This is a genomic window from Streptomyces sp. NPDC058773, assembly GCF_042746015.1.
Classification (GTDB): Bacteria; Actinomycetota; Actinomycetes; order Streptomycetales; family Streptomycetaceae; genus Streptomyces.
Genome location: NZ_JBHYPE010000024.1, coordinates 95,541 through 114,648, shown reverse-complemented (window position 1 = coordinate 114,648; position 19,108 = coordinate 95,541). Strand labels below are relative to the sequence as shown.

Below are 19,108 nucleotides of genomic sequence, written 5' to 3'. Positions count from 1 at the left end.
GAGGGGACGGGCCGGAGGGGTCTGGTGTGTGGACGTAAAGCGAAGCAGTCCACACACCAGGCACCGGAGGCCCGTCACCGCACCCACAAACCACCCGCCCGCCGCAGGCGCAACGACGAGTCAGCCGAAAACACACGGAACCACAGCCCCGCGCAGCGGACCCCCGCCCGCCGCAGGCGACACGGCGAGGGCACCGCGAAGCGGGCCACAAACGGCGAGCAACCACCACGGCGGAAAAGCCGAAAACGTGGGCTGCCGGCAAAGCGCAGCCGAAACGTGGGAAAGGGCTTAGGCCTCGGGGCCGATCCGGCTACGGACGGCCGTTTGGACCTCGTCCTCCTCCGCCGGGTCGGCGGCGAGGCGGCGGAGTTGTTCGACGACGCGGTCGTCGCCGGTGGCCGCGTGCCGGGCGGCCAGTTCGCGGGTGGTCTCCTCGCAGTCCCAGAGGCACTCGACGGCGAAGCCGGCCGCGAAACCGGGGTCGGTGGCGGCGAGTGCCCCGGCGGCGCGGCCGCGGAGGTGGGAGGAGGAGGTTTCACGGTAGATGTGCCGCAGGACGGGGGCGGCGCAGACGACGCCGAGGCGTCCTGTGCCGTCGACCAGCTCCCACAGGCCGTCGGCGTCCGGCCCTTCCTCGCGTACGGTCCGGCGCAGTGCGGCCAGCACCGGTTCGGCGTCGCAGCGCCCGCCGCGACGGGCGAGCACGGCGGCGGCGGCCGCGCCCAGCCGGTCCGTGCGCGCCGCCCAGATCCGGGCCCGCTCGACGGCGGCCACACTGCGCATCCGTGCGAAGGCGGCGAGCGCGGCGGCGGCCAGGGGCTCGGAGGAGAAGGGGTCGACCACCGCGGACTCGATCAGATCGAGGGTGTCCGGGTCGCCACGCTCGGCGAGGTGGTGGAGCACGGCGGCGCGCGCAGCGTCGGGGGCGCTGCGCGCGGCACGCAGCAGCTCGGGACGGTCCTCGGGGCCGACGACGGCCCCCAGGCAGCGGGCGGCGGCGTGATACCGCTGCTCCGCGGGCTCCGGTTCCTGGCTCTCCTGGGCCCACCGCAGAATCTCGGTGACGCTCCAGCCGGGGCGCGGTCCGCTGGGCCGCAGCTGCCGCTGCCAGCGGTCGAAGGAGCCCTGCTCCCCGGCGGCAGCCAGCCGCGCGGCGTACCGGGGGTCCTCGGCCCACAGCCGCCAGGGCCGGGGCTCGAAGGCGTCGCGGACGGCGGCGGCCAGCTCGGCCTCGCCCTGCTCGGTCTCGGGGAAGCGGGCGAGCACGGCGTGGGCGAGGGTCCTCAGCCCGGCGTCGTCGTCACGCAGCGCAAGCTCGTCCAGCGCCCAGCGCCAGTTGCTGCCGGCCGCGGCATAGCTGCGCAGCAGCAGCCGGGCGGCGTCCCTGCCGTACGCGGCGAGGTGGCCGAGGACGGCGAGGGCCAGGCCGGTGCGCTCCTCGCCGGTGTCGACGAGGTCGTCGGGGTGGAAGAGATGCCGTTCGATCTGCTCAAGACCGCCGTCGAGCTGCATGTAGAGGCGTGCGTAGTAGAGCGAGCGGTTCTCGACCTGCCAGTCCCGCCGGGGGTCGCGCAGCACGCTGTCGTTGAGCGCCGCGAGCGCCTCGGCACGGGGCGCCGCGAGGGCATGCAGGGTCCCGTCGCCGCGGCCTCGCTGCAGGAGGCCGAGCAGGGTGCCACTGGGCGCTATGTCTGGATCGAACATGAGGTCAGCATCCGGTGCGGGGGACGGGCTGGCAACGGGATTTCCGCTGACCGGCATTCTTGCCGGTGACCACGGGCCGTATGCGTCGTTCCCACCATGGATCGACGGGAACGCCTGCGTACGGCGGCCGAAGCCTAGCGTGGAACCACTTATTCCGCCGATTCGCCCCGAGGTTGCCCCAGGAAGGCCGGCGGCATATGCCGGGTGCACCACCGTATCGGGTAGTGCCAAATCCCTTACGGACCGTCGCCGCCTGTGCAACAGTCGTTACCGGCCCTTCAGCCCGGCGCCGCCTGATCACGGAGTACGTCATGCCGTCCCCTCTCTTCGCGGATCACTCAGCCGACCGGCCCCCCGAGCGTGAGACGGTCGAGGCACTCATCACGCAGGCCCGCCGCCTGCGCGGCGGCCTCGACGCGGTCCGCCGGGAGTCCGCGGTGGACACCGGCCTCGCCGCCGGCCCGCAGCTGCGCTGGCAGCGGGCCCTGTGCGACCTCGCGGTGCACCACCTCGACGACCTCGGCGGCCATCTCGACCAGCTGCGAGAGGGCCTGCCGCCCGCGACCGAGGACGACCCGGCGGCGGAGGCCGAGCCGTCGCCCGCCCCGCCGGGGCCCGGACCCCATGAGCGGGGCTCGCTGCTGCGCCGGGTGGGCAGCGCCGAGTGGAATCTGCTCACCGACGAGGTCAGCTGGTCCGACGAGCTGTTCGCGATGTTCGGCCGGGACCCCTCCGACGGCCCGCTCACCCTCGACGAGCTGCCGTCCCTGGTCCACCCCGAGGACCAGGACGGACTGGCCACGATGGTCACGGACTGTCTGGTCGACGGCCGGCCGATCGACGGCGAATTCCGCATCGTGCGCCCGGACGAGAGCCTGCGCACGGTGCACATGGTGGGCGAGCCGGTGCTCGACGCCGACGGCAGCACCGCCTGCATGTGGGCCGTGCTGCGGGACGTCAGCGAGCTGCGCCGCAGCCAGCAGGCGGTGCACGAGACCCGTGACTCGCTGCACCGCGAGCGGCAGATCGCGCAGACCGAGCACCGGCTTGCGGTCGAGCTGCAGGAGGCCGTGCTGCCGCCGTGGCGCGGCTCCCTGCGGTTCCCGCACGGTGGCCCGGTGGCCCTGGACCTCGCCGGGCGCTATCTCCCGGCCGGCACCCGCGCCCTCATCGGCGGCGACTGGTACGACGCACTGCAACTCCCGGACGGCAGCACGCTGTTGAGCGTCGGCGATCTCACCGGGCACGGCGTCACCGCCACGTCCGGGATGGCGATGGTGCTCGGCGCACTGCGCGGGATGGCGGTCGCCGGACAGCGGCCGGGCCCGCTGATGGGCTTCCTCAACCAACTGCTGGACAGCGCGGCCCAGCCGGCGCTGGGCAGCGCGGTGTGCGGCCGGTTCGACCCCGTCGCGCGGACGCTGGAGTGGGCCCAGGCGGGGCACCCCGCACCGCTGCTGTTCCGCGGCGGCACGGGGCGCGCGCTGGACCCGCCCGAGGGTGTGCTCCTCGGGGCGACGTCGGGTGCGGCCTACACCCAGCACACCGAGCAGCTGGAGCCCGGTGACCTCCTCGTCCTGCACACCGACGGCCTGGTCCCGCGCCGTGCGCAGGGCGTGGACGCCGCCCATGAGGGGGCCGAGCGGCTGCTCGCCCTGGCCCCACGGTTCGCCGCCGCGCGCAGTGCCCAGGACAGCGTCCGCATCGTCGTCGAGGAGTTCGGCACCGCCGAGCGCGAGGACGATGCCTGTGTGCTGGTCGCCCGGGTCGGCGGCTGACGCGTCGCCGGGCAGGCGGAGGACGGGGCGGTGCCGTAACGGCCGCCCCGGTGACCTCCGTCGGTGGGCTGTCGCCGGGCAGCTGAGGCAGCCGGGCCGCGGCGGACGCTTCACCCCCTGCTACAGGTGACCCACCGTCACACCCCGTTCCGCCGCCCGCCTCAGGCCGAGAAGTTCTTCTCGACGCCGGCTCCGATACCGGGGCCCAGGCCCGACCCCTTGGACTTGGGCTTCGCCTTCGGCAGGACATGCTGGATCTCCTCGCGCAGGTCCTGGATCGTGGCGTAGTTGGCGTACTGCCCCGTGAGCCGGAACATCTCGCGGAGCCGGTCCCAGGTCCGGTGCGAGGAATTCTCCCCGATGGAGACCAGCGCCAGCCGGGCGTAACGGTCGGCCTGTTCGGGGTCGTTGCCGATGAAGCAGGCCGACGCCATCGAGATGTAGTCGAAGATCTGCGACCGCTGGCGGCCGTTCTCCCGCAGCGTCAGCGCCCGTTTGGCGTGGTGCTGGGCGACCCGGGCGGCCGCGGGATCGTGGTCGGCGAGGGTCCGGAACGCCAGCGCCTGCATGCCGTGCAGATCCGCCTCGTCGAACATCTGCATCCAGCTCGGCGGCGGCACATCGCCCTTGTCCGAGACGAACAGGTCCTCCGCCTCGCCCAGGGTGCGGCGCATGGCCTGGCCCTGCCCCTTGGACGCCTGCGCCCAGGCCTCGATGGTGTGCAGCATGGCGCGGGTGCGCGGCAGGGTCTCCTCGCCGGAACCGGACTGGGCCAGCTTCATCAGATCGAGTGCGTCGTCCGGGCGGCCCAGGTGGACCATCTGACGGGCGGCCCGGGACAGGGCCTCCCCCGCACGGGGGCGGTCGCCGCCCTCGCGGGCCGCATGGGCGGCGATGATGAAGTACTTCTGGGCGGTGGGCTCCAGGCCCACGTCGTGGGACATCCAGCCGGCCAGCACCGCCAGATTGGCGGCCACCCCCCACAGCCTGCGCTGCAGATGCTCGGGGTGGCGGTAGGCGAGCATGCCGCCCACCTCGTTGAGCTGGCCCACCACGGCCTTGCGCTGGAGTCCGCCGCCACGGGCCGCGTCCCAGGCGCGGAACACCTCGACCGAGCGCTCCAGCGCATCGATCTCCTGGGACCCCACGGGGGCCGCCTCGTAGCGGTCGAAGCCGATCTGGTCGACGTCATGGACGGAGTCGGAGGCGAACGGGGTGTCGTGGCGCGGTGCGCCGGCCGGTGTCGGGTCGGTGTGCAGCCAGTCGTACATGGCGCCGGTGAGTGCGGAACCCGCGGCGAGCGCAGCGCCTGCACCCACCAAGCCGCGTCGGTTGAGCATGAGGTCCATTCCCGTGAATTCCGTGAGGACCGCGGCGGTCCGTTCGGGAGCCCACGGCAGACCGTCCATGGCCTGCCGCTTCCCCGAGCGGCCGGTTCTTGCGAACCCGAGGTCCTCGATGGTTACGACACGGCCGAGGCGCTCGGTGAACAGGGAAGCCAGGACCTTGGGCACCGGGTCGCGCGGGGTCTCCCCCATGTCGATCCAGCGCCGCACTCGTGAGGTGTCGGTCGCCAGCTGCGGATGGCCCATGGCCGCCGCCTGCCGGTTGACCAGTCTCGCCAGCTCTCCTTTGGACCAGCCGGCCAGGCCGAAAAGGTCCGCGAGACGGGTGTTCGGCTGCCTGTCCACGTCAAGCCCCCAGGTTCCTCGACTGAGTTGACAGTAACGGCCGTTGACGTGCACTGGGTCCATTCGCCAGGGTTCGCCACCCTGCGCCAGATGGTCTGCCACCCGCAGCCACGTGTTCTGTAGACATGCCGCCCCCGGCCTGGTGGCGGGACCGCATTCCCCAGGGTGCGCGCCCTTCACAGGGACCCTGGATCGGCCTCCTGCACGGGGCCCGTTCACGGGTTCCCACCACCGGGCCGGGGAGCGCACGCAACTCGCCGGCGCACGAAGGGATCTGTCTCACCCATGTATGCAGCATCGTCCGCCGTGACCGCCCCCACCCGGCCGCACCGCCCGCATCCGACCGGAGGCGGCCCGTATCTCGACCCGTCCCCCTCCGCGGCCGCCGCGGTCACCGGTCTCCCCGGCGGGCGTACGCGGCGGATGCACGGGACGAGCCCCCAACCGCTCAGCGGCCGGCTCGACTTGTCCGGCCCCCAGGGCGCCCAGCTGCGCGCCGCCGTCGCCTCGGTGCACCGCATCTGCCCGGAGTTCAACCCGGTGCAGGTACTGCGCCGCAGCGGCAGATCCGTCCTGCTCGTGGGGACGACGGGCCGGATGACCGCGGTCGCCAAGTGTTTACTCGACCAGTCTCCGGCCTGGGCGGAAAGGTTCCGGCAGGAAATAAGTGCATACCGCGCATTCGTCCGGCATCGTCCGCCGGTTCGGGTGCCGCGGCTGGTGGCGGCCGACCCCGACAACTGCACCCTCATCATGGAGCGGATGCCCGGCCGGGTCGCGGCCCTGCCCCGGCACCCGTCCGAGGCCCCGCCCCGTGCGGACGTACGGGCCGCGCTCGGCGCGATCTGCCGGATCAATCTCTGGCGTCCGCCGGCCGGACTGTTCGACACCCCGCTGGACTACGCGGACCGCATCGGCCGCTATCACGACCTGGGGCTGCTCACCGACCGGGACCTGGGCGACCTGCAGAAGCTGATGCACGGCCTGTCGCACACCCAGGGCCAGTTCTGTCACGGCGATGCGCTGCTGAACAACGTGCTGCTGTCCCCCGCGGGTCCGGTGCTGCTGGACTGGGACAACGCGGGCTGGTACCTGCCGGGCTACGACCTGGCGACGCTGTGGTCGGTGCTCGGCGACGCGCCGGTCGCCCGCCGCCACATCAGCCAGCTCGCGCAGAACGCGGGACCGGCCTCGCGGGACGCCTTCCTGGTGAATCTGATGCTGGTGCTCACCCGCGAGATCCGGCGCTATGAGACCGCGGTCCAGCGGACCATGCGCGAGCCCACGCCGACGGGGACACCGGTTCCGGGACAGCCCGGTGTGCCCGCGGCGGGCGAGGAGCAGCGGCTGCTCCTGCGCCGACTGCACGACGACTGCCAGATGGCGCGGCGTGCGGTACGGGCGGCGGTCGGCACCCGCTGACCGCCGAGGGGGGACTGTGAGCGGCGCGCCCGGGCACGGGGTGCGCCGCTCACCCTTGTGCGCCGGTCCGCGGGCCGGCGCTTCTCCGCACCCTCCGGGGCGGGGCATTGGTCCATTCCACTGACGCTCCGCAGGCCCGGCACCGCTTCGGGAAGGCTCCTCTGGAGACGCCCTGACATGCGGAATCCCGAACCGGCTTGGTGATTGACGGACTGTCGGCAGACGTATAGCTCTGAGCCGACAGGGGCTCTAGTCTCGGGTCCCGCCCGTGCGGCTGTTTGCGCACCCACCGTCACACCGCCCCGGCTCGGGGCCGGCTCGAGGAGGTTGCTTTGCAAGGATCCGCCCCGGAAGACGAGAAGAGAGTCCGCCGCCCCGCGCTGCGGAGATCCGCCACCGCCGTCGCGGCCGCGGTGCTGCTGCTGCCGCTCTCCGGAGCGCCGTCCGCAGAGGCCGGCCAGCCGCGGACGGACGCGCTGCAACAGGCCTTCACCGACGCCGCCGCCCGCTTCCATGTGCCGCGCAGTGTGCTGCTCGGCGTCTCGTATCTGGAGTCGCGCTGGGACGGTCACGGCGGTGCGCCCAGCGTCTCCGGTGGCTACGGTCCGATGCATCTGACCGACGCCCGGACGGCCCTGACGCGGACGCCGGAGTTCAGCGGGGGCACCGAGGATGCCCGCGGCGACGGGGCACGGGCCCGTAAGCGGGTGCCGGCCGGTCCGGCGCAGCGGGCCGCGCTGCCGGCCGAACTCCCGGCCCGGCTCCGTACGTTGCCGACGGCCGCGCGGCTGACCGGGATTCCGGTGGAGAAGCTGCGCAGCGATCCCGCGGCGAATGTGCTCGGCGGTGCGGCGCTGCTCGCCGCGGAGCAGCGCAAGCTGGGGACGGCCGCGGGCGCCGGCCCGGCCCGGTGGTACGCGGCGGTGGCACGCTACGGCGGACAGGACAGTGCGCGCAGCGGCAAGGCCTTCGCGGACGAGGTGTTCGCGGTGATGCGCCAGGGGCAGGCCCGCACCACCGACGCGGGACAGCGGGTCACGCTGGCCGCGGCGCCGGGTCTGGCTCCTGATCCCGCGCAGCAGAAACGTCTCGGCGCGCCGGCCACCAAGGCCTCGGCGGCGCCCGCCGACCACCGGCTGGAGTGCCCGTGGAATGTCGCCTGCGAGTCGGTCCCGGCGCCGTACGAGGAGTTCGGCGACGGTGACTACGGCAACCACGACAAGGCGGACCGACCCGCGGACCAACGGGTCAGGGCCATCGTCATCCATGACACCGAGGGTTCCTGGGAAACCACGCTGAAGCTGATCAAGGACCCGGCCTATGTGTCCTGGAACTACACCATCCGCTCCTCGGACGGCCTGATCGCCCAGCACGTGCCGACCAAGGACGTCGCCTGGCACGCGGGCAACTGGTACATCAACTCGCACTCCGTCGGCATCGAGCACGAAGGCTTCCTGGCCGCGCCGGACGCCTGGTACACGGAGGCGATGTACCGCGCCTCGGCCCGGCTGGTGAAGTATCTGAGCCGTAAGTACGACGTACCGCTCGACCGGCAGCACATCCTCGGCCACGACAATGTGCCCGCCACGACGACGGCCACCATCCCGGGCATGCACACCGACCCCGGCCCGTACTGGGACTGGGCGCACTACTTCACCCTGCTGGGCAAGCCCTTCAAGGCCACCGCGGGTCCGCGCGGCGGGCTGGTCACCATCCGCCCCGACTACGACGAGAACCAGCCGCTCTACACCGGCTGCACGAAGGCCGGTGACCCCTGTGCGCCGCACGGCTCCACGGCGGTCCGGCTGCACAGCGCACCCGACGAGGACGCGCCGCTGGTCAAGGACGTCGGCCTGCACCCGAACGGCAGCGACTCGACGACCGGGGTGAACGACACGGGTGCCCGCGCCACGACGGGGCAGCGGTTCGCGGTGGCCGGCCGGTCCGGCGACTGGACAGCGATCTGGTACCTCGGGCAGAAGGCGTGGTTCCACAATCCGAAGGACGAGCCGGCGGCGGTGCACGCCAACGGGCTGATCGCCACCCCTAAGGCGGACCGCCAGGAGATCCCGGTCTACGGCCGGGCGTACCCGGAGAAGGAGGCCTACCCGGCCGGGGTCCCTTACCAGTCGGTCTCCCCGCTGCCGTACAAGCTCGCGGCGGGCCAGATGTACGCCGTAGGGGGCCGGATGCGGGGCGACTACTTCTACTCCCCGACCTTCGACGTCAGTAAGCACACGGTCGTGCGCGGCAAGGACGTCTACTACGAGATCCAGCTCGGGCACCGGGTCGGCTATGTGCGGGCGGCGGATGTCGAGGTGCGGCGCTCGGACGCCTAGGAAACGGCGGATGAGCGCGTCGCGCCCGGTGGACGGACGAACCGTCCACCGGGCGCGACGCTGTGTCCGCTCCGGTGCCGCACCGGGGCTCAGCCCTGCTGGAAGAGCTCCGCCGGCAGCGGCTTGAGGAGGGCGTAGAGGTCGTCGGTGATCGGCCGGTCCCAGCTGGCGATGGTGACCAGCACCCCGTCGCTGCGGTCGAACTGGGCGCAGGAGATCCGGCCCTCGGAGCACTTGATGCGCTTGACGATCAGGAGGTTGTCGTCGTGCATCACCGGGGTGTCCTCGGTCTCGACGACCGTCACCGGTTCGTCGTTGCCGAGCGCGGCCAGCAGCTGGGCCACCTCGAAGGGCACCTGGTCGTCCTCCAGCTCACGGGCCGGGGAGCCTTCCGGCAGATTGCCGATGATCATCGCGGGGCCGCGGCCGCCGAACAGGTCGTAGCGGAGGAAGACGCCCTGGCAGCTCCCGTCGGGCGCGGGCAGCAGCCCGGCTCCCAGGTTGCCCGGCCAGTCCCCGGGGTCCATGGCGAGGACGTCGAAGTCAGGCCCGGCGGGCGTGGCTGCGCTGCGGCGGCGGAGGAAGGACATGCCGCCATCGTACGTGGCCCGGCCGGGCGCGCCGCGCGGGCGTCGAGGTCGGCGACACCCGGTGCGCGGCGCCGCCGTCCGCCCCGTGGCCGGTGCTCTCAGGCCTGCTCGGCCAGCGCGCGCAGCCGGCGCAGCGCCTCGTCCGCCGCGGCATACGGCACGAAGAGGTGATCGTGGTGGAAGCCCGCGACGACATTGCAGCTGAGGCCGGCCTGGGCGAGCGCGGTGGCGACAGCGGCGGTGAGCCCGACGGCGTCCAGCGCGGAGTGCACCCGCAGGGTGATCCAGGCGGCGACGTAGTCGTACCCGAGGCCGGCGCGGTCGGCCTCTTCCTGGTGGACGACGAGGGTGCGGCCTTCGGGCTCGGTGACGGTGACCACCGGCGTCAGCCCGTCGGGGACCGCGCCGGGAACACTGACGAAGACGTAACGGCCCTCGTTCAGCTCGGGACGCATCCCGCTCAGCAGGGTCCGGAGATCGCGCTCACCTGTCATGCTCTCACCCTACCGGGGGGGGCCGCCGGGTCACGTGGCCGCCTGGCCTCCGGACCTCGTACAGACGGGAGCATGCCGCTTCGCTGCGGCGTCGAGCACACCGAAGACATAGCGCGTAAGCCAACTCTCCTGTGCAGTAGGAGAGTTGAGGCACCGACGCGGCCTTGTCCGCTTCGGGAGCGCCTTCGCCGCGGAGAACGCACCGTTCAGCGCCCCGGCAGGACATATGTCATCCCCAGGGCCGGACAGCATCAAAAAGGGACCCTTCCTCATACGGGGAAGGGCCCCTTCGCGGAGCGCCCGGCAGGCCTTGCACCTACATTTCCCACCGGCTGATGGGCGTCTTTCCTTGGACCACAGACGCGCGACTCCGGACCGCTGCCCGAAGCTGCATCATGATCATACTGCATCGCCGCACCGGCGAGAAGCCGCCGACCGGGCCACGCCAGAACACCGTCGCCACGGACAGCCTTGCCCAGTACGGTGCCGACGGTATGACGGCTCTTGATTCCTTCGCCTTCGTGCGCCACGTCGACGGGCTTCGCCATCAATTCGAGCGCGATGGTGAGCGCCACGGTCGACCTGCCTACTGTCGGACAGACGGGCAGGTGTGGTGCGTTTGGGGACCGGATGACGGCTGGCACTGCGAGATCGCCGACGGCCTTGTCACCGCCTGCCCGCTGAACAGCGACGGTGACGAACACGAGCCCCCGGCCACGGTCTGGCGCAGCTTCAAGGGAGACCGGTCCCACCTCTACGACCTGCGTCCCCTCGGCCCTGAAGGGTGATCCGCCGCGCCGGACTGCGCCTGGGGTGCGTCCCGGGCTTCCCGGCGGCGTTCGTGGTGGCGGGCGACCCGGGCGCGGTTGCCGCAGGAGGGGGTGCACCACTCCTGGCGGGCGTGGTCCTTGACGAAGTAGCGCACACAGCGCGGGGCGGGGCAGGCCCGTAGCAGGGCGCGGTCCGGCCCGTCGAGGAAGGTGAGGGCGGCGCGGGCCAGGGCGGCGACGATCCGGTCCGCGGGCGGCGGGGAGCCGGCCGGGTGCAGCCGCAGTGCGGGCCGGGCATCCGGCTCCCAGCTGAGCCGGGGGACGGTGGGGACCAGGGCAGCGGCGGCGTTCAGCCGCTGGACCGCCCCCCTTTCCGGGAGCAGCCGGTGGGCGTCGGCGGAGCTGGGCGGTCCCGGCCGGACGGCGCGGGCGAACAGCGAGCGGACCGCGGCCCGCAGGTCCCGTACGGCGGTGTGCAGCGGCTCGTCCACGGTGACCGGCTGACCGGCGCAGTCGAGCAGCGACACCCGCTCGCGTATCCAGTCGGCGAGTCCTTCCGGGTGAGCCAGGTCATCGGCGACGCCGCCGTGCCCGTCGTGGCGGAGGGTGACGGCGAGATCGAGCGCGAGCCGGGTTGCGGTCATGAGGCTAATGGTAATGTCACCGCCGACCATTAACCGGTAGCGGAGGCGGTGTGGCCGGAATGCGTCAACTGCCATGAAATCGCCGGGACTTCGAGTGCGGTCCGCCCGTATGCGGCCGGCTCATGTGCGGCCTGTCGGCGGCACGGCGGACGACGGGCGGGACCTGTGTACCCGTGTCCGTACCCGGCGCCGTACGGGCACGGTTCCCCGCGCCGGATGCCAGGACGAAGGAGCTGCGGTGGCCAAGACGACGGAGCGCACGATGACGGCCGAGGCGGTACGGGCCGAGGTCGGGGCCGGCCAGGAGCGGTTGCGTGCCCTGCTGCCCGCGCTGACCGATGACGGGGTGCGGGAGCCCAGTGAACTGCCCGGCTGGTCGCGCGCGCATGTGCTCTCGCATATCGAGGGTGTCGCGCTGGCCCTGGCCCGGCAGGCCCGCTACGGGCTGCGCGGGGAGCTGATCGAGCCGTACGACGGTGGTCGCCCGGCGCGCGCCGCCGCGATCGAGGCCGGGGCGCTGCGGGACGCGGCGGCGCTGGGGGACGCCGTGCGGGCCGCGCTGGCCGAGGCGTCCGCGGCCTGGGCGGTGGTCGGCCCGGCCGACTGGTCGCGGCCGGTGCGGCACCGCAACGGCGATCTGCGCTCCGCACTGCTGGCCTGGTGGCGGGAGTTGGAGATCCACGCGGCGGACGCCCGGATCGGCTACGGCCCGCAGGACTGGCCGCGGGAGCTGTGCCGCCACCTTTTGGACTACCTGGCGCCCCGCGTTCCCGCGGATCTGCACCTCGTTCTGACGGACACCGACGGCACACCGGTACGGCGGTACGGCTGCGTGGACGCGCCGCGGGTCACCGTGTGCGGCCCGGTCACCGATCTCGCGGCCTGGCTGGCCGGCCGCCGGCCGCACCACCCGCTGGACTGCCGCCGACCGGGCGCGCCGGCTCCGCTGCCCGAGCTGCTCGACTGGCCGTAGTCCGGTCGCACCGCCCGGAAGGAACTCACCCGTGACGCACCCCGGCTCCGGCCACCCTCCCGTGCTCAACCTCTGGAAGGCGGGCCTGGCCGCGGTGCCGCCCGAGGTCTGGCGGCGCGCCGACTGGGAGGTACTGATCCTCGCCGACAACGCACTGACCGAGATCCCGGCGGCGCTCGGCCGTCTCCGGGCGCTGCACACCCTCGACCTCGGCCACAACCGGCTGACCGCGGTCCCCGACGTGTTCGGTGAACTCGCCGGGCTGGCCCGCTACCTCTATCTGCACGACAACCGGCTCACCGCACTGCCGGACAGCCTCGGCCGACTGGACCGGCTCGGCTATCTCAACGTCGGCGAGAATCCGCTCGGCCGGCTGCCGGCGGCGCTCGGTGCGATGGCCGGGCTGGTCGAACTCCGCGCGCAGCGGGCGGAGTTGAGTGACCTTCCGGAGTCGCTGGGGCGGCTCGGCCGGCTCCGGGAGCTGTGGCTGGGCGGCAATGCGCTGACGGGACTGCCCGGGAGCCTCGCGGCGCTGCGCGCATTGCGGGTGCTGGAGCTGCGGGACAACGCCCTCCGCCAGGTCCCCGAGGTGCTGCGCGCCCTGCCGTTGTTGCGCCGTATCGACCTGCGCGGCAACCGGATCACGGGGCTGCCGCCCTGGATCGCCGGGCTGCCGTCGCTGGAGAAGCTCGATCTGCGCTGGAACGCCGTGGCGGACGCGGCGGAGCCGGTGTCGGCCCTCCGGGAGCGGGGGTGCGTGGTGCTCACCTGACTCCCCGCCGTTCCCCGGACCCCGTGCGGTGGAGAGCAGGGGCAGGAGGTCGGGGGCGCATGACGGCGAGGGCGTCCACGGCCGTCCGACCGCAGAGGGAAGCTTTCCCCCAGCGGGTGCATCTTTCGATGTATGGCAATTCGTCTGCGCTCACGAGGAATGCCGGACAGGCCGCGTCGACGATGAAGGCATGACCCGGACACTGCACTCACCGCCCCTTTCGTCCGATGCCGGGGGTGGCCGGCTCCCCCTGCTCGACGTACTGCGCGGCACCGCGATCCTCGGCACCCTGATGACCAATGTCTGGGTCTTCGTCAGTCCTGGCGCCGAGTGGGGGTTCCTGCAGAACGGCTCCGGACACGCCGGATACGGGTCCCTACCGGCGGCGGCCGAGAGCCTGTTCCAGCTCGTGGCGAACGGCAAGTCCTTCTCGATGCTGACGATCCTGTTCGGAGTCGGCCTCGCGATCCAGTTCGACGCGGCCGCCCGGCGCGGTCAGCCCTGGCCGGGCCGCTACCGGTGGCGGGCACTGTTCCTGTTCGCCGAGGGCACCGTGCACTTCGTCCTCGTCTTCGCCTGGGACGTCCTGATGGGCTACGCGGTCACCGCACTCCTCGTCGCCTGGCTGCTGGCCCGGTCGGAACGCACCCGACGGCGCGCCATGTGGTGGGCAGCCGGGCTGCACCTGGCCTTGATGTGTGCGCTCACCACGCTGCTGGCCGGGAATGGCGGCAGCGGCGGCGGGGTGTCCCAGCGGATCGTCGACCTGTACGCGCACGGAAGCTACCCCGACCAGATCGCGTTCCGGCTGGAGACCGCCTTCGCGCTGCGCCTGGAGCCGGTGCTCGCCTTCGGGCTCATGGTCTTCCTGTTCCTGCTCGGGGTACGGCTGTTCCGGGCCGGTGCGTTCGCGGTGGACGAGACGGGCCGGCGGATCAGGGCGCGGATGCTCGGCTGGGGCCTGGGCCTCGGGGTACCGCTCTCCGCCGCGACCGCCGTGGGCGGCAGCGGCTTCATCCTGCTGGAACGGTACTGTGCCGCTCCGCTGGTGGCGGTCGGGTACATGGGGCTGATCGGCGCGGTGGTGAGCCGGATACGCCGCCCGGGCCCGTTCACCGCCGGCCTCACCTCTGTCGGCCGGACGGCGCTCTCCGCGTACGTGCTGCAGAACCTGCTGTGCATGCTGCTCTGCTACGGCATCGGACTCGGCCTCGCCGCCCGCTGGGGAGACACCGGCCGCCCCTGGTGGGTGATGGGGCTGTGGGCCGGGGTGTGCGCTGTCCTCATGATGGGCTCCACGCTGTGGCTGCGCCGGTTCTCCACCGGTCCGCTGGAGGCCGTGCAGAAGTGGGCCCTGCGGCGCTGAGCCGGCCCGGCCGTGACGACGGGACCTGCGCGGTCTGCCGGGCCGACGCCGATGAGGCCGGCCGTAACCAATGCCCGTGATCAATGACCTACGTGAGGTCGAACTCCCCCTCGCGCGCGTCGAGGACGAAGGCGCGCCACTCGGCGGGGGTGAAGATCACCGCCGGGATCTCGGGGCTGCGGCGATTGCGCATCGCGATATAGCCCTCGACGAAGGCGATCTGGACGCCGCCCACGCCCTGGGGGCTGGACTGCCACTCGGCCTGTGTCAGGTCGAGATCGGGCCTGGGCCCGCCCATGAGCCGCTGCTCCGTGATGCTGTCGGTCACGTGTACCGCACCTCCCGGTTCGTCGTCCGCGGTCAGCCTAACCACTGTGTCCGGGGACGGACAGGGGACGTGGCGAGGCGGTGGAGTGGTGATCCGGGGGCGGGCGCGCCGGCCGGGCGCGTCGGCCCCCGGGGGAGGTCAGCCGCCCGGCGTGTCGGCGCCCACCAGCCACATCGCGAAGAACTGCGAGCCGCCGCCGTAGGCGTGCCCCAACGCCCTTCGCGCACCGTCGACTTGGTGGTCTCCGGCCCGGCCGCGCACCTGGAGGGCGGCCTCCGCGAAGCGGATCATGCCGGAGGCGCCGATCGGGTTGGTGGACAGCACCCCGCCGGAGGAGTTGACGGGGAGCGCGCCGTCGAGTTCGGTGACGCCGGACTCGGTGAGTTTCCAGCCCTCGCCCTCCTCGGCGAAGCCCAGGTTCTCCAGCCACATCGGCTCGTACCAGCTGAAGGGGACGTACATCTCCACCGCGTCGATCTCCCGGCGGGGGTCGGTGATACCGGCCTGGCGGTAGACGTCGGCGGCGCAGTCCTTGCCGGCCTGCGGGGAGACGAAGTCCTTGCCGGCGAAGAGGGTGGGTTCGCTGCGCATCGCGCCGCCGAGCACCCAGGCCGCCGGGTGCGGCGCGCGGGCGGCGCCGGTGCGGTCGGTGAGGATCATGGCGCAGGCGCCGTCGGAGGACGGGCAGGTCTCGGAGTAGCGGATCGGGTCCCAGAGCATCGGCGAGGCCTGGACCTTTTCCAGGGTGAGGTCCTTCTCGTGGAGGTGGGCGTAGGGGTTCTTGAGGGCGTTGCGGCGGTCCTTGTAGGCGACGAGGGAGCCGATGGTGTCCGGGGCGCCGGTGCGCCGCATGTACGCGCGGACGTGCGGGGCGAAGAAGCCGCCGGCGCCGGCGAGCAGCGGCTGCTGGAAGGGGACCGGCAGGGACAGGCCCCACATGGCGTTGGACTCGGACTGCTTCTCGAACGCGAGGGTGAGGACGGTGCGGTGGACCCGGGCGGCGACGAGGTTGGCGGCGACCAGGGCGGTGGAGCCGCCGACCGAACCGGCGGTGTGCACCCGCAGCATCGGTTTGCCGACCGCGCCCAGGGCGTCGGCGAGGTACAGCTCGGGCATCATCACGCCCTCGAAGAAGTCGGGGGCCTTGCCGATCACCACGGCGTCGATGTCCGCCCAGCTCAACTCGGCGTCGTCCAGGGCGCGTCGGGCGGCCTCGCGGACGAGTCCGGCGAGGGAGACGTCCCGGCGGGCGGCGACGTGCTTGGTCTGGCCGATGCCGATGACGGCCACGGGCTCCTTGTTCGTCTCGCTCATCGGTTCTCCCCTTCCAGGACGGCGACCAGGTTCTGCTGGAGGCACGGCCCGGAGGTCGCATGGGCGAGTGCGCGGTCGGACTCTCCCCGGTGGATGCGGGCGGCGGCCTCGCCCAGGCGGATCAGCCCGGCGGCCATGACGGGGTTGGCGGCGAGGGCGCCGCCGGACGGGTTGATCCGGACCGTGCCGTCCGGCGCGTCGAGCTTCAGGGCGCGGCGCAGCACGACTTCCTGGGAGGTGAAGGGGGCGTGCAACTCGACGGTGTCCGGGGTCCGTTCGAAGGCTCCCGCGCGCTCGGCGGCGAGCCGGGTGGACGGTGAGTCGGTGAGGTCGCGGACGCCCAGGCCGTGGGCCTCGATGCGGTGGTCGAGGCCGCGTATCCAGGCGGGGCGGTCGGTCAGCCGGCGGGCGGTGTCGCCGGCGGCGAGGACGACCGCGGCGGCGCCGTCGCCGATGGGCGGGCAGTCGCCGGTGCGCAGCGGGGCGACGACGTGCTCGCCCTGGGGCACCGCGCCGCGCAGCTGGGCGTGCGGGTTGGCCCCGGCGGCCGCGCGGCTGCGGGCGGCGATTCCGGCGAGTTCCCGCTCGTCGGTCAGCTCGGCGTCGATCAGGGCCTGGGCCTGGAGGGCGGCGAGCGCGACCGAGTCGGGCCAGAGCGGGGCCACGTAGTAGGGGTCGAGCTGGCGGGTGAGGACCTCGCGGACGTCGCCCGGCGAGGACTTGCCGTACGCGTAGACCAGCGCGGTGTCCGCCTCGCCGGTGAGGAGTTTCACCCAGGCCTCGTAGAGCGCCCAGGCGCCGTCCATCTCGACGTGGGACTCGGAGATCGGCGGCCAGGCGCCGACACCGTCCAGGGCCATGGTGAAGGAGAAGGCGCGGCCGGCGAGGTAGTCGGAGGAGCCGGAGCAGGTGAAGCCGATGTCCCGGGCCGCCAGGCCGGTCCGGTCGAGCACCTCGTGCAGGACCGGCATCAGCATCTCGGCCTCGGAGGTCTCCGCGCTGTCGCGGAGGTGATCGCTCTGCCCGAAGGCGACGATGGCGACCTCACGCATCAGATCAGCTCCTTGTAGCTGTCGTAGTCGGCATCGGGTTCGCCGGTGGGGCGGTAGTGGTCGGGGAAGCGGCCGTCCTCGCTCCATACGGGTTCCACCCGCAGCCCCATGCGGACCCGGTCGTACGGGATGCCGGCGATCCGGGCGTGCAGGGCCAGGTCGGCGCCGTCCAGGGCGATATGGGCGTAGACGTAGGGGACCTCGATGTCGAGGTTCTTGGCTTTGATGTTGACGATGCAGAAGGTGGTGACGGTGCCGCGGGGGCCGACCTCGACCTGGGTGTCGGTGGCGACGCCGCAGGTGGGGCAGGCGCCGCGGGGCGGGACATAGACCTTGCGGCAGGAGGGGCAGCGTTCGCCGGTGATCCGGTGGTCCGCGAGGGCCTGGAGGTAGCGGGACTGGGCGCGGCCGGGTGAGTAGGTGTAGTCGAGCCGGGTGGGGGTGGTGATGCCGGTGACGGGGTGCGCGAACTCTCCGCTGTGCGGAACCGGTTCGCCGCCGTCGCCGGGGCGGTCGTCGGGCTCGAAGCAGGCAATGTCGGTGATCGCGCCGGTGCGCTCGGCGGCCCAGCGGACCCGGACCCGCATGCCGGTGCGCACCGCGTCGGGACCGGGTGCGTCCAGCGCGTGCAGCAGCGCGGTGTCGGCGCCGTCGAGCCGGACCAGGACCCAGGCGAAGGGGGCGGTGAGCGGCTGGCCGCGGCGGGGGGACGGGTTCCAGGCCCAGGTGGTGACGGTGCCGCGGCTGCCCACCTCGACGAGGTCGCGGACCTCCTCGGCGGTGACCGGGTCGTACTCGGTGGGCGGTACGACCACCCGGCCGTCGCTCGTGGTGACGCCGAGGACGGTGCGCTCGCGCAGCCCGGTGAGGAAGGCGCTCTGGACGGGGCCGAGCGAGCGGGTGAAGGGGAACTCCACCACGAGTGGTGCCGTGAGGACCTCGGACATTCGGGTCTCCTTGCGTCAGGCCCGCCGGTAGACGGGCGGGCGCTTCTCCGCGAAGGCCCGGGAGCCCTCTTTGGCGTCGGCGGTCTCGAAGACCGGCCAGCCGCGGGCGAGTTCGGCCGCCAGCCCGTCGGTCTCGGTCATGTCTGCGGTCTCGTAGACGGAGGCCTTGACGGCTTCGACGGCCAGCGGCCCGCAGCCGTTGATCCGCTCGGCGATCTCCAGGGCCTTGTCCCGCGCGGTACCGTCCGGCACGACATGGCCGATCAGGCCGATGCGTTCGGCCTCCTGCGCGGAGTAGGGCCGGCCGGTGAGCAGCATCTCCAGGGCGTGGGTGCGGGGGATCTGGCGGGCGAGCCGGACGGTGGAGCCGCCGATCGGGAACAGTCCGCGCCGGACCTCGAAGAGCCCGAAGGTGGCGCCCGTTCCGGCGACCCGGATGTCGGTGCCCTGGAGAATCTCCGTCCCGCCCGCGACGCAGTACCCCTCGACGGCGGCGATCACCGGCTTGCGGGGGCGGTGGTGCCGCAGCATCGCCTTCCAGTGCAGGTCCGGGTCGGCGCGCAGCCGGTCGCGGTACTCCTCGCCGGCCATCCCGTCGCCCGCGAGGGCCTTGAGGTCCATACCGGCGCAGAAGGTGCCGCCGGCGCCGGTGAGGACGACGGAACGGATCCCGTCGTCCTCGTCGGCGGCGGTCCAGCCGTCGTACAGGCCCACCAGCATCGGCAGCGAGAGCGCGTTCTTCGCCTCCGGCCGGTTGAGGGTGAGCACCAGTGTCGCGCCGACGCGCTCCACCGAGAGATGTTCCGTACCACCCATGTTCCGTCCTCCCGTCTCGCGACGAGAACAGGTTGCAGTAGCCGCACAGCGACTTCAAGGCTTTTCTGACAGACAGTCAGATTTCTTGGCCGGGCCTCTTCCCTGCTC

Annotated in this window: 17 protein-coding genes; 7 read left to right on the top strand and 10 right to left on the bottom strand. The window is 72.7% G+C overall.

Translation table 11 applies throughout. From position 1 onward, the window contains the following. Positions 1–288: 288 nt before the first annotated feature. Positions 289–1,704, bottom strand: coding sequence for a HEAT repeat domain-containing protein (locus ACFW5B_RS21525; RefSeq protein WP_386441793.1), 1,416 nt, complete (start codon positions 1,702–1,704; stop codon positions 289–291). A 311-nt stretch (positions 1,705–2,015) separates the two neighbouring features. Here ACFW5B_RS21525 and ACFW5B_RS21520 point away from each other — a divergent pair, with 311 nt between their 5' ends. Further along, a complete protein-coding gene (locus ACFW5B_RS21520; RefSeq protein WP_386441790.1) occupies positions 2,016–3,482 on the top strand; it encodes a PP2C family protein-serine/threonine phosphatase in 1,467 nt (488 codons plus the stop codon). A gap of 161 nt (positions 3,483–3,643) precedes the next feature. Here ACFW5B_RS21520 and ACFW5B_RS21515 read toward each other — a convergent pair whose 3' ends face one another. Continuing rightward, positions 3,644–5,173: a hypothetical protein gene (locus ACFW5B_RS21515; protein WP_386441787.1), complete on the bottom strand. Its 1,530-nt coding sequence runs from the start codon at positions 5,171–5,173 to the stop codon at positions 3,644–3,646. A 285-nt stretch (positions 5,174–5,458) separates the two neighbouring features. On the opposite strand from ACFW5B_RS21515, the gene ACFW5B_RS21510 reads away from it, so the two are divergent. Together ACFW5B_RS21510 and ACFW5B_RS21505 are read left to right on the top strand one after the other, a co-directional pair. Beyond that, positions 5,459–6,595: an aminoglycoside phosphotransferase family protein gene (locus tag ACFW5B_RS21510; protein WP_386441784.1), complete on the top strand. Its 1,137-nt coding sequence runs from the start codon at positions 5,459–5,461 to the stop codon at positions 6,593–6,595. 332 nt (positions 6,596–6,927) lie between these two features. Next, positions 6,928–8,934: an N-acetylmuramoyl-L-alanine amidase gene (locus tag ACFW5B_RS21505; RefSeq protein WP_386441781.1), complete on the top strand. Its 2,007-nt coding sequence runs from the start codon at positions 6,928–6,930 to the stop codon at positions 8,932–8,934. An 89-nt stretch (positions 8,935–9,023) separates the two neighbouring features. Here ACFW5B_RS21505 and ACFW5B_RS21500 read toward each other — a convergent pair whose 3' ends face one another. Further along, on the bottom strand, positions 9,024–9,524 hold the full coding sequence (locus ACFW5B_RS21500; RefSeq protein ID WP_386441777.1) for a hypothetical protein: 501 nt from the start codon (positions 9,522–9,524) through the stop codon (positions 9,024–9,026). 98 nt (positions 9,525–9,622) lie between these two features. Then, positions 9,623–10,018 (bottom strand): ACT domain-containing protein, encoded by a 396-nt coding sequence (locus ACFW5B_RS21495; RefSeq protein WP_386441774.1) that lies wholly within the window; start codon positions 10,016–10,018, stop codon positions 9,623–9,625. A 395-nt stretch (positions 10,019–10,413) separates the two neighbouring features. Between ACFW5B_RS21495 and ACFW5B_RS21490 the strand changes: the two genes are divergently transcribed. Further along, entirely contained in the window at positions 10,414–10,806 is a 393-nt protein-coding gene (locus ACFW5B_RS21490; protein WP_386441771.1) for a hypothetical protein, read from the top strand. On the opposite strand, the gene ACFW5B_RS21485 is transcribed toward ACFW5B_RS21490, so the two are convergent. Beyond that, a complete protein-coding gene (locus tag ACFW5B_RS21485; protein WP_386441769.1) occupies positions 10,773–11,432 on the bottom strand; it encodes a CGNR zinc finger domain-containing protein in 660 nt (219 codons plus the stop codon). The genes ACFW5B_RS21490 and ACFW5B_RS21485 overlap by 34 nt on opposite strands. Positions 11,433–11,670: 238 nt before the next feature. On the opposite strand from ACFW5B_RS21485, the gene ACFW5B_RS21480 reads away from it, so the two are divergent. The 3 genes from ACFW5B_RS21480 (at position 11,671) to ACFW5B_RS21470 (ending at position 14,543) form a co-directional block, all read left to right on the top strand. Next, positions 11,671–12,405, top strand: coding sequence for a maleylpyruvate isomerase family mycothiol-dependent enzyme (locus ACFW5B_RS21480; protein WP_386441766.1), 735 nt, complete (start codon positions 11,671–11,673; stop codon positions 12,403–12,405). A 31-nt stretch (positions 12,406–12,436) separates the two neighbouring features. Continuing rightward, positions 12,437–13,177: a leucine-rich repeat domain-containing protein gene (locus tag ACFW5B_RS21475; protein WP_386441764.1), complete on the top strand. Its 741-nt coding sequence runs from the start codon at positions 12,437–12,439 to the stop codon at positions 13,175–13,177. A gap of 190 nt (positions 13,178–13,367) precedes the next feature. Next, on the top strand, positions 13,368–14,543 hold the full coding sequence (locus ACFW5B_RS21470) for a DUF418 domain-containing protein (RefSeq protein ID WP_386441761.1): 1,176 nt from the start codon (positions 13,368–13,370) through the stop codon (positions 14,541–14,543). Positions 14,544–14,631: 88 nt separating this feature from the next. On the opposite strand, the gene ACFW5B_RS21465 is transcribed toward ACFW5B_RS21470, so the two are convergent. The 5 genes from ACFW5B_RS21465 to ACFW5B_RS21445 all read right to left on the bottom strand — a co-directional run bounded on the left by ACFW5B_RS21465 (position 14,632) and on the right by ACFW5B_RS21445 (position 19,000). Further along, positions 14,632–14,871 carry a DUF397 domain-containing protein gene (locus tag ACFW5B_RS21465; protein WP_386441758.1) on the bottom strand — a complete coding sequence of 80 codons (240 nt, stop codon included), beginning with the start codon at positions 14,869–14,871 and terminating at the stop codon, positions 14,632–14,634. Between the two features lie 138 nt (positions 14,872–15,009). Continuing rightward, positions 15,010–16,185, bottom strand: coding sequence for a thiolase domain-containing protein (locus ACFW5B_RS21460; protein ID WP_386441755.1), 1,176 nt, complete (start codon positions 16,183–16,185; stop codon positions 15,010–15,012). Next, a complete protein-coding gene (locus tag ACFW5B_RS21455; RefSeq protein WP_386441752.1) occupies positions 16,182–17,237 on the bottom strand; it encodes a thiolase domain-containing protein in 1,056 nt (351 codons plus the stop codon). Before ACFW5B_RS21455 ends, ACFW5B_RS21460 begins: the two co-directional genes overlap by 4 nt. Continuing rightward, positions 17,237–18,184: a Zn-ribbon domain-containing OB-fold protein gene (locus tag ACFW5B_RS21450; RefSeq protein WP_386441749.1), complete on the bottom strand. Its 948-nt coding sequence runs from the start codon at positions 18,182–18,184 to the stop codon at positions 17,237–17,239. The genes ACFW5B_RS21455 and ACFW5B_RS21450 overlap by 1 nt, the downstream gene beginning before the upstream one ends. Before the next feature lie 15 nt (positions 18,185–18,199). Further along, positions 18,200–19,000, bottom strand: a complete 801-nt coding sequence (locus tag ACFW5B_RS21445) for a crotonase/enoyl-CoA hydratase family protein (protein WP_386441746.1) — start codon at positions 18,998–19,000, stop codon at positions 18,200–18,202. Between the last annotated feature and the right edge of the window lie 108 nt (positions 19,001–19,108).

Coding starts and splice junctions, on each gene's coding strand:
- ACFW5B_RS21495 (WP_386441774.1), bottom strand. CDS start 10,018: ATGACAGGTGAGCGCGATCTCCGGACCCTGCTGAGCGGGATGCGTCCC.
- ACFW5B_RS21490 (WP_386441771.1), top strand. CDS start 10,414: ATGATCATACTGCATCGCCGCACCGGCGAGAAGCCGCCGACCGGGCCA.
- ACFW5B_RS21455 (WP_386441752.1), bottom strand. CDS start 17,237: ATGCGTGAGGTCGCCATCGTCGCCTTCGGGCAGAGCGATCACCTCCGC.
- ACFW5B_RS21470 (WP_386441761.1), top strand. CDS start 13,368: ATGACCCGGACACTGCACTCACCGCCCCTTTCGTCCGATGCCGGGGGT.
- ACFW5B_RS21500 (WP_386441777.1), bottom strand. CDS start 9,524: ATGTCCTTCCTCCGCCGCCGCAGCGCAGCCACGCCCGCCGGGCCTGAC.
- ACFW5B_RS21520 (WP_386441790.1), top strand. CDS start 2,016: ATGCCGTCCCCTCTCTTCGCGGATCACTCAGCCGACCGGCCCCCCGAG.
- ACFW5B_RS21510 (WP_386441784.1), top strand. CDS start 5,459: ATGTATGCAGCATCGTCCGCCGTGACCGCCCCCACCCGGCCGCACCGC.
- ACFW5B_RS21485 (WP_386441769.1), bottom strand. CDS start 11,432: ATGACCGCAACCCGGCTCGCGCTCGATCTCGCCGTCACCCTCCGCCAC.
- ACFW5B_RS21445 (WP_386441746.1), bottom strand. CDS start 19,000: ATGGGTGGTACGGAACATCTCTCGGTGGAGCGCGTCGGCGCGACACTG.
- ACFW5B_RS21525 (WP_386441793.1), bottom strand. CDS start 1,704: ATGTTCGATCCAGACATAGCGCCCAGTGGCACCCTGCTCGGCCTCCTG.
- ACFW5B_RS21450 (WP_386441749.1), bottom strand. CDS start 18,184: ATGTCCGAGGTCCTCACGGCACCACTCGTGGTGGAGTTCCCCTTCACC.
- ACFW5B_RS21460 (WP_386441755.1), bottom strand. CDS start 16,185: ATGAGCGAGACGAACAAGGAGCCCGTGGCCGTCATCGGCATCGGCCAG.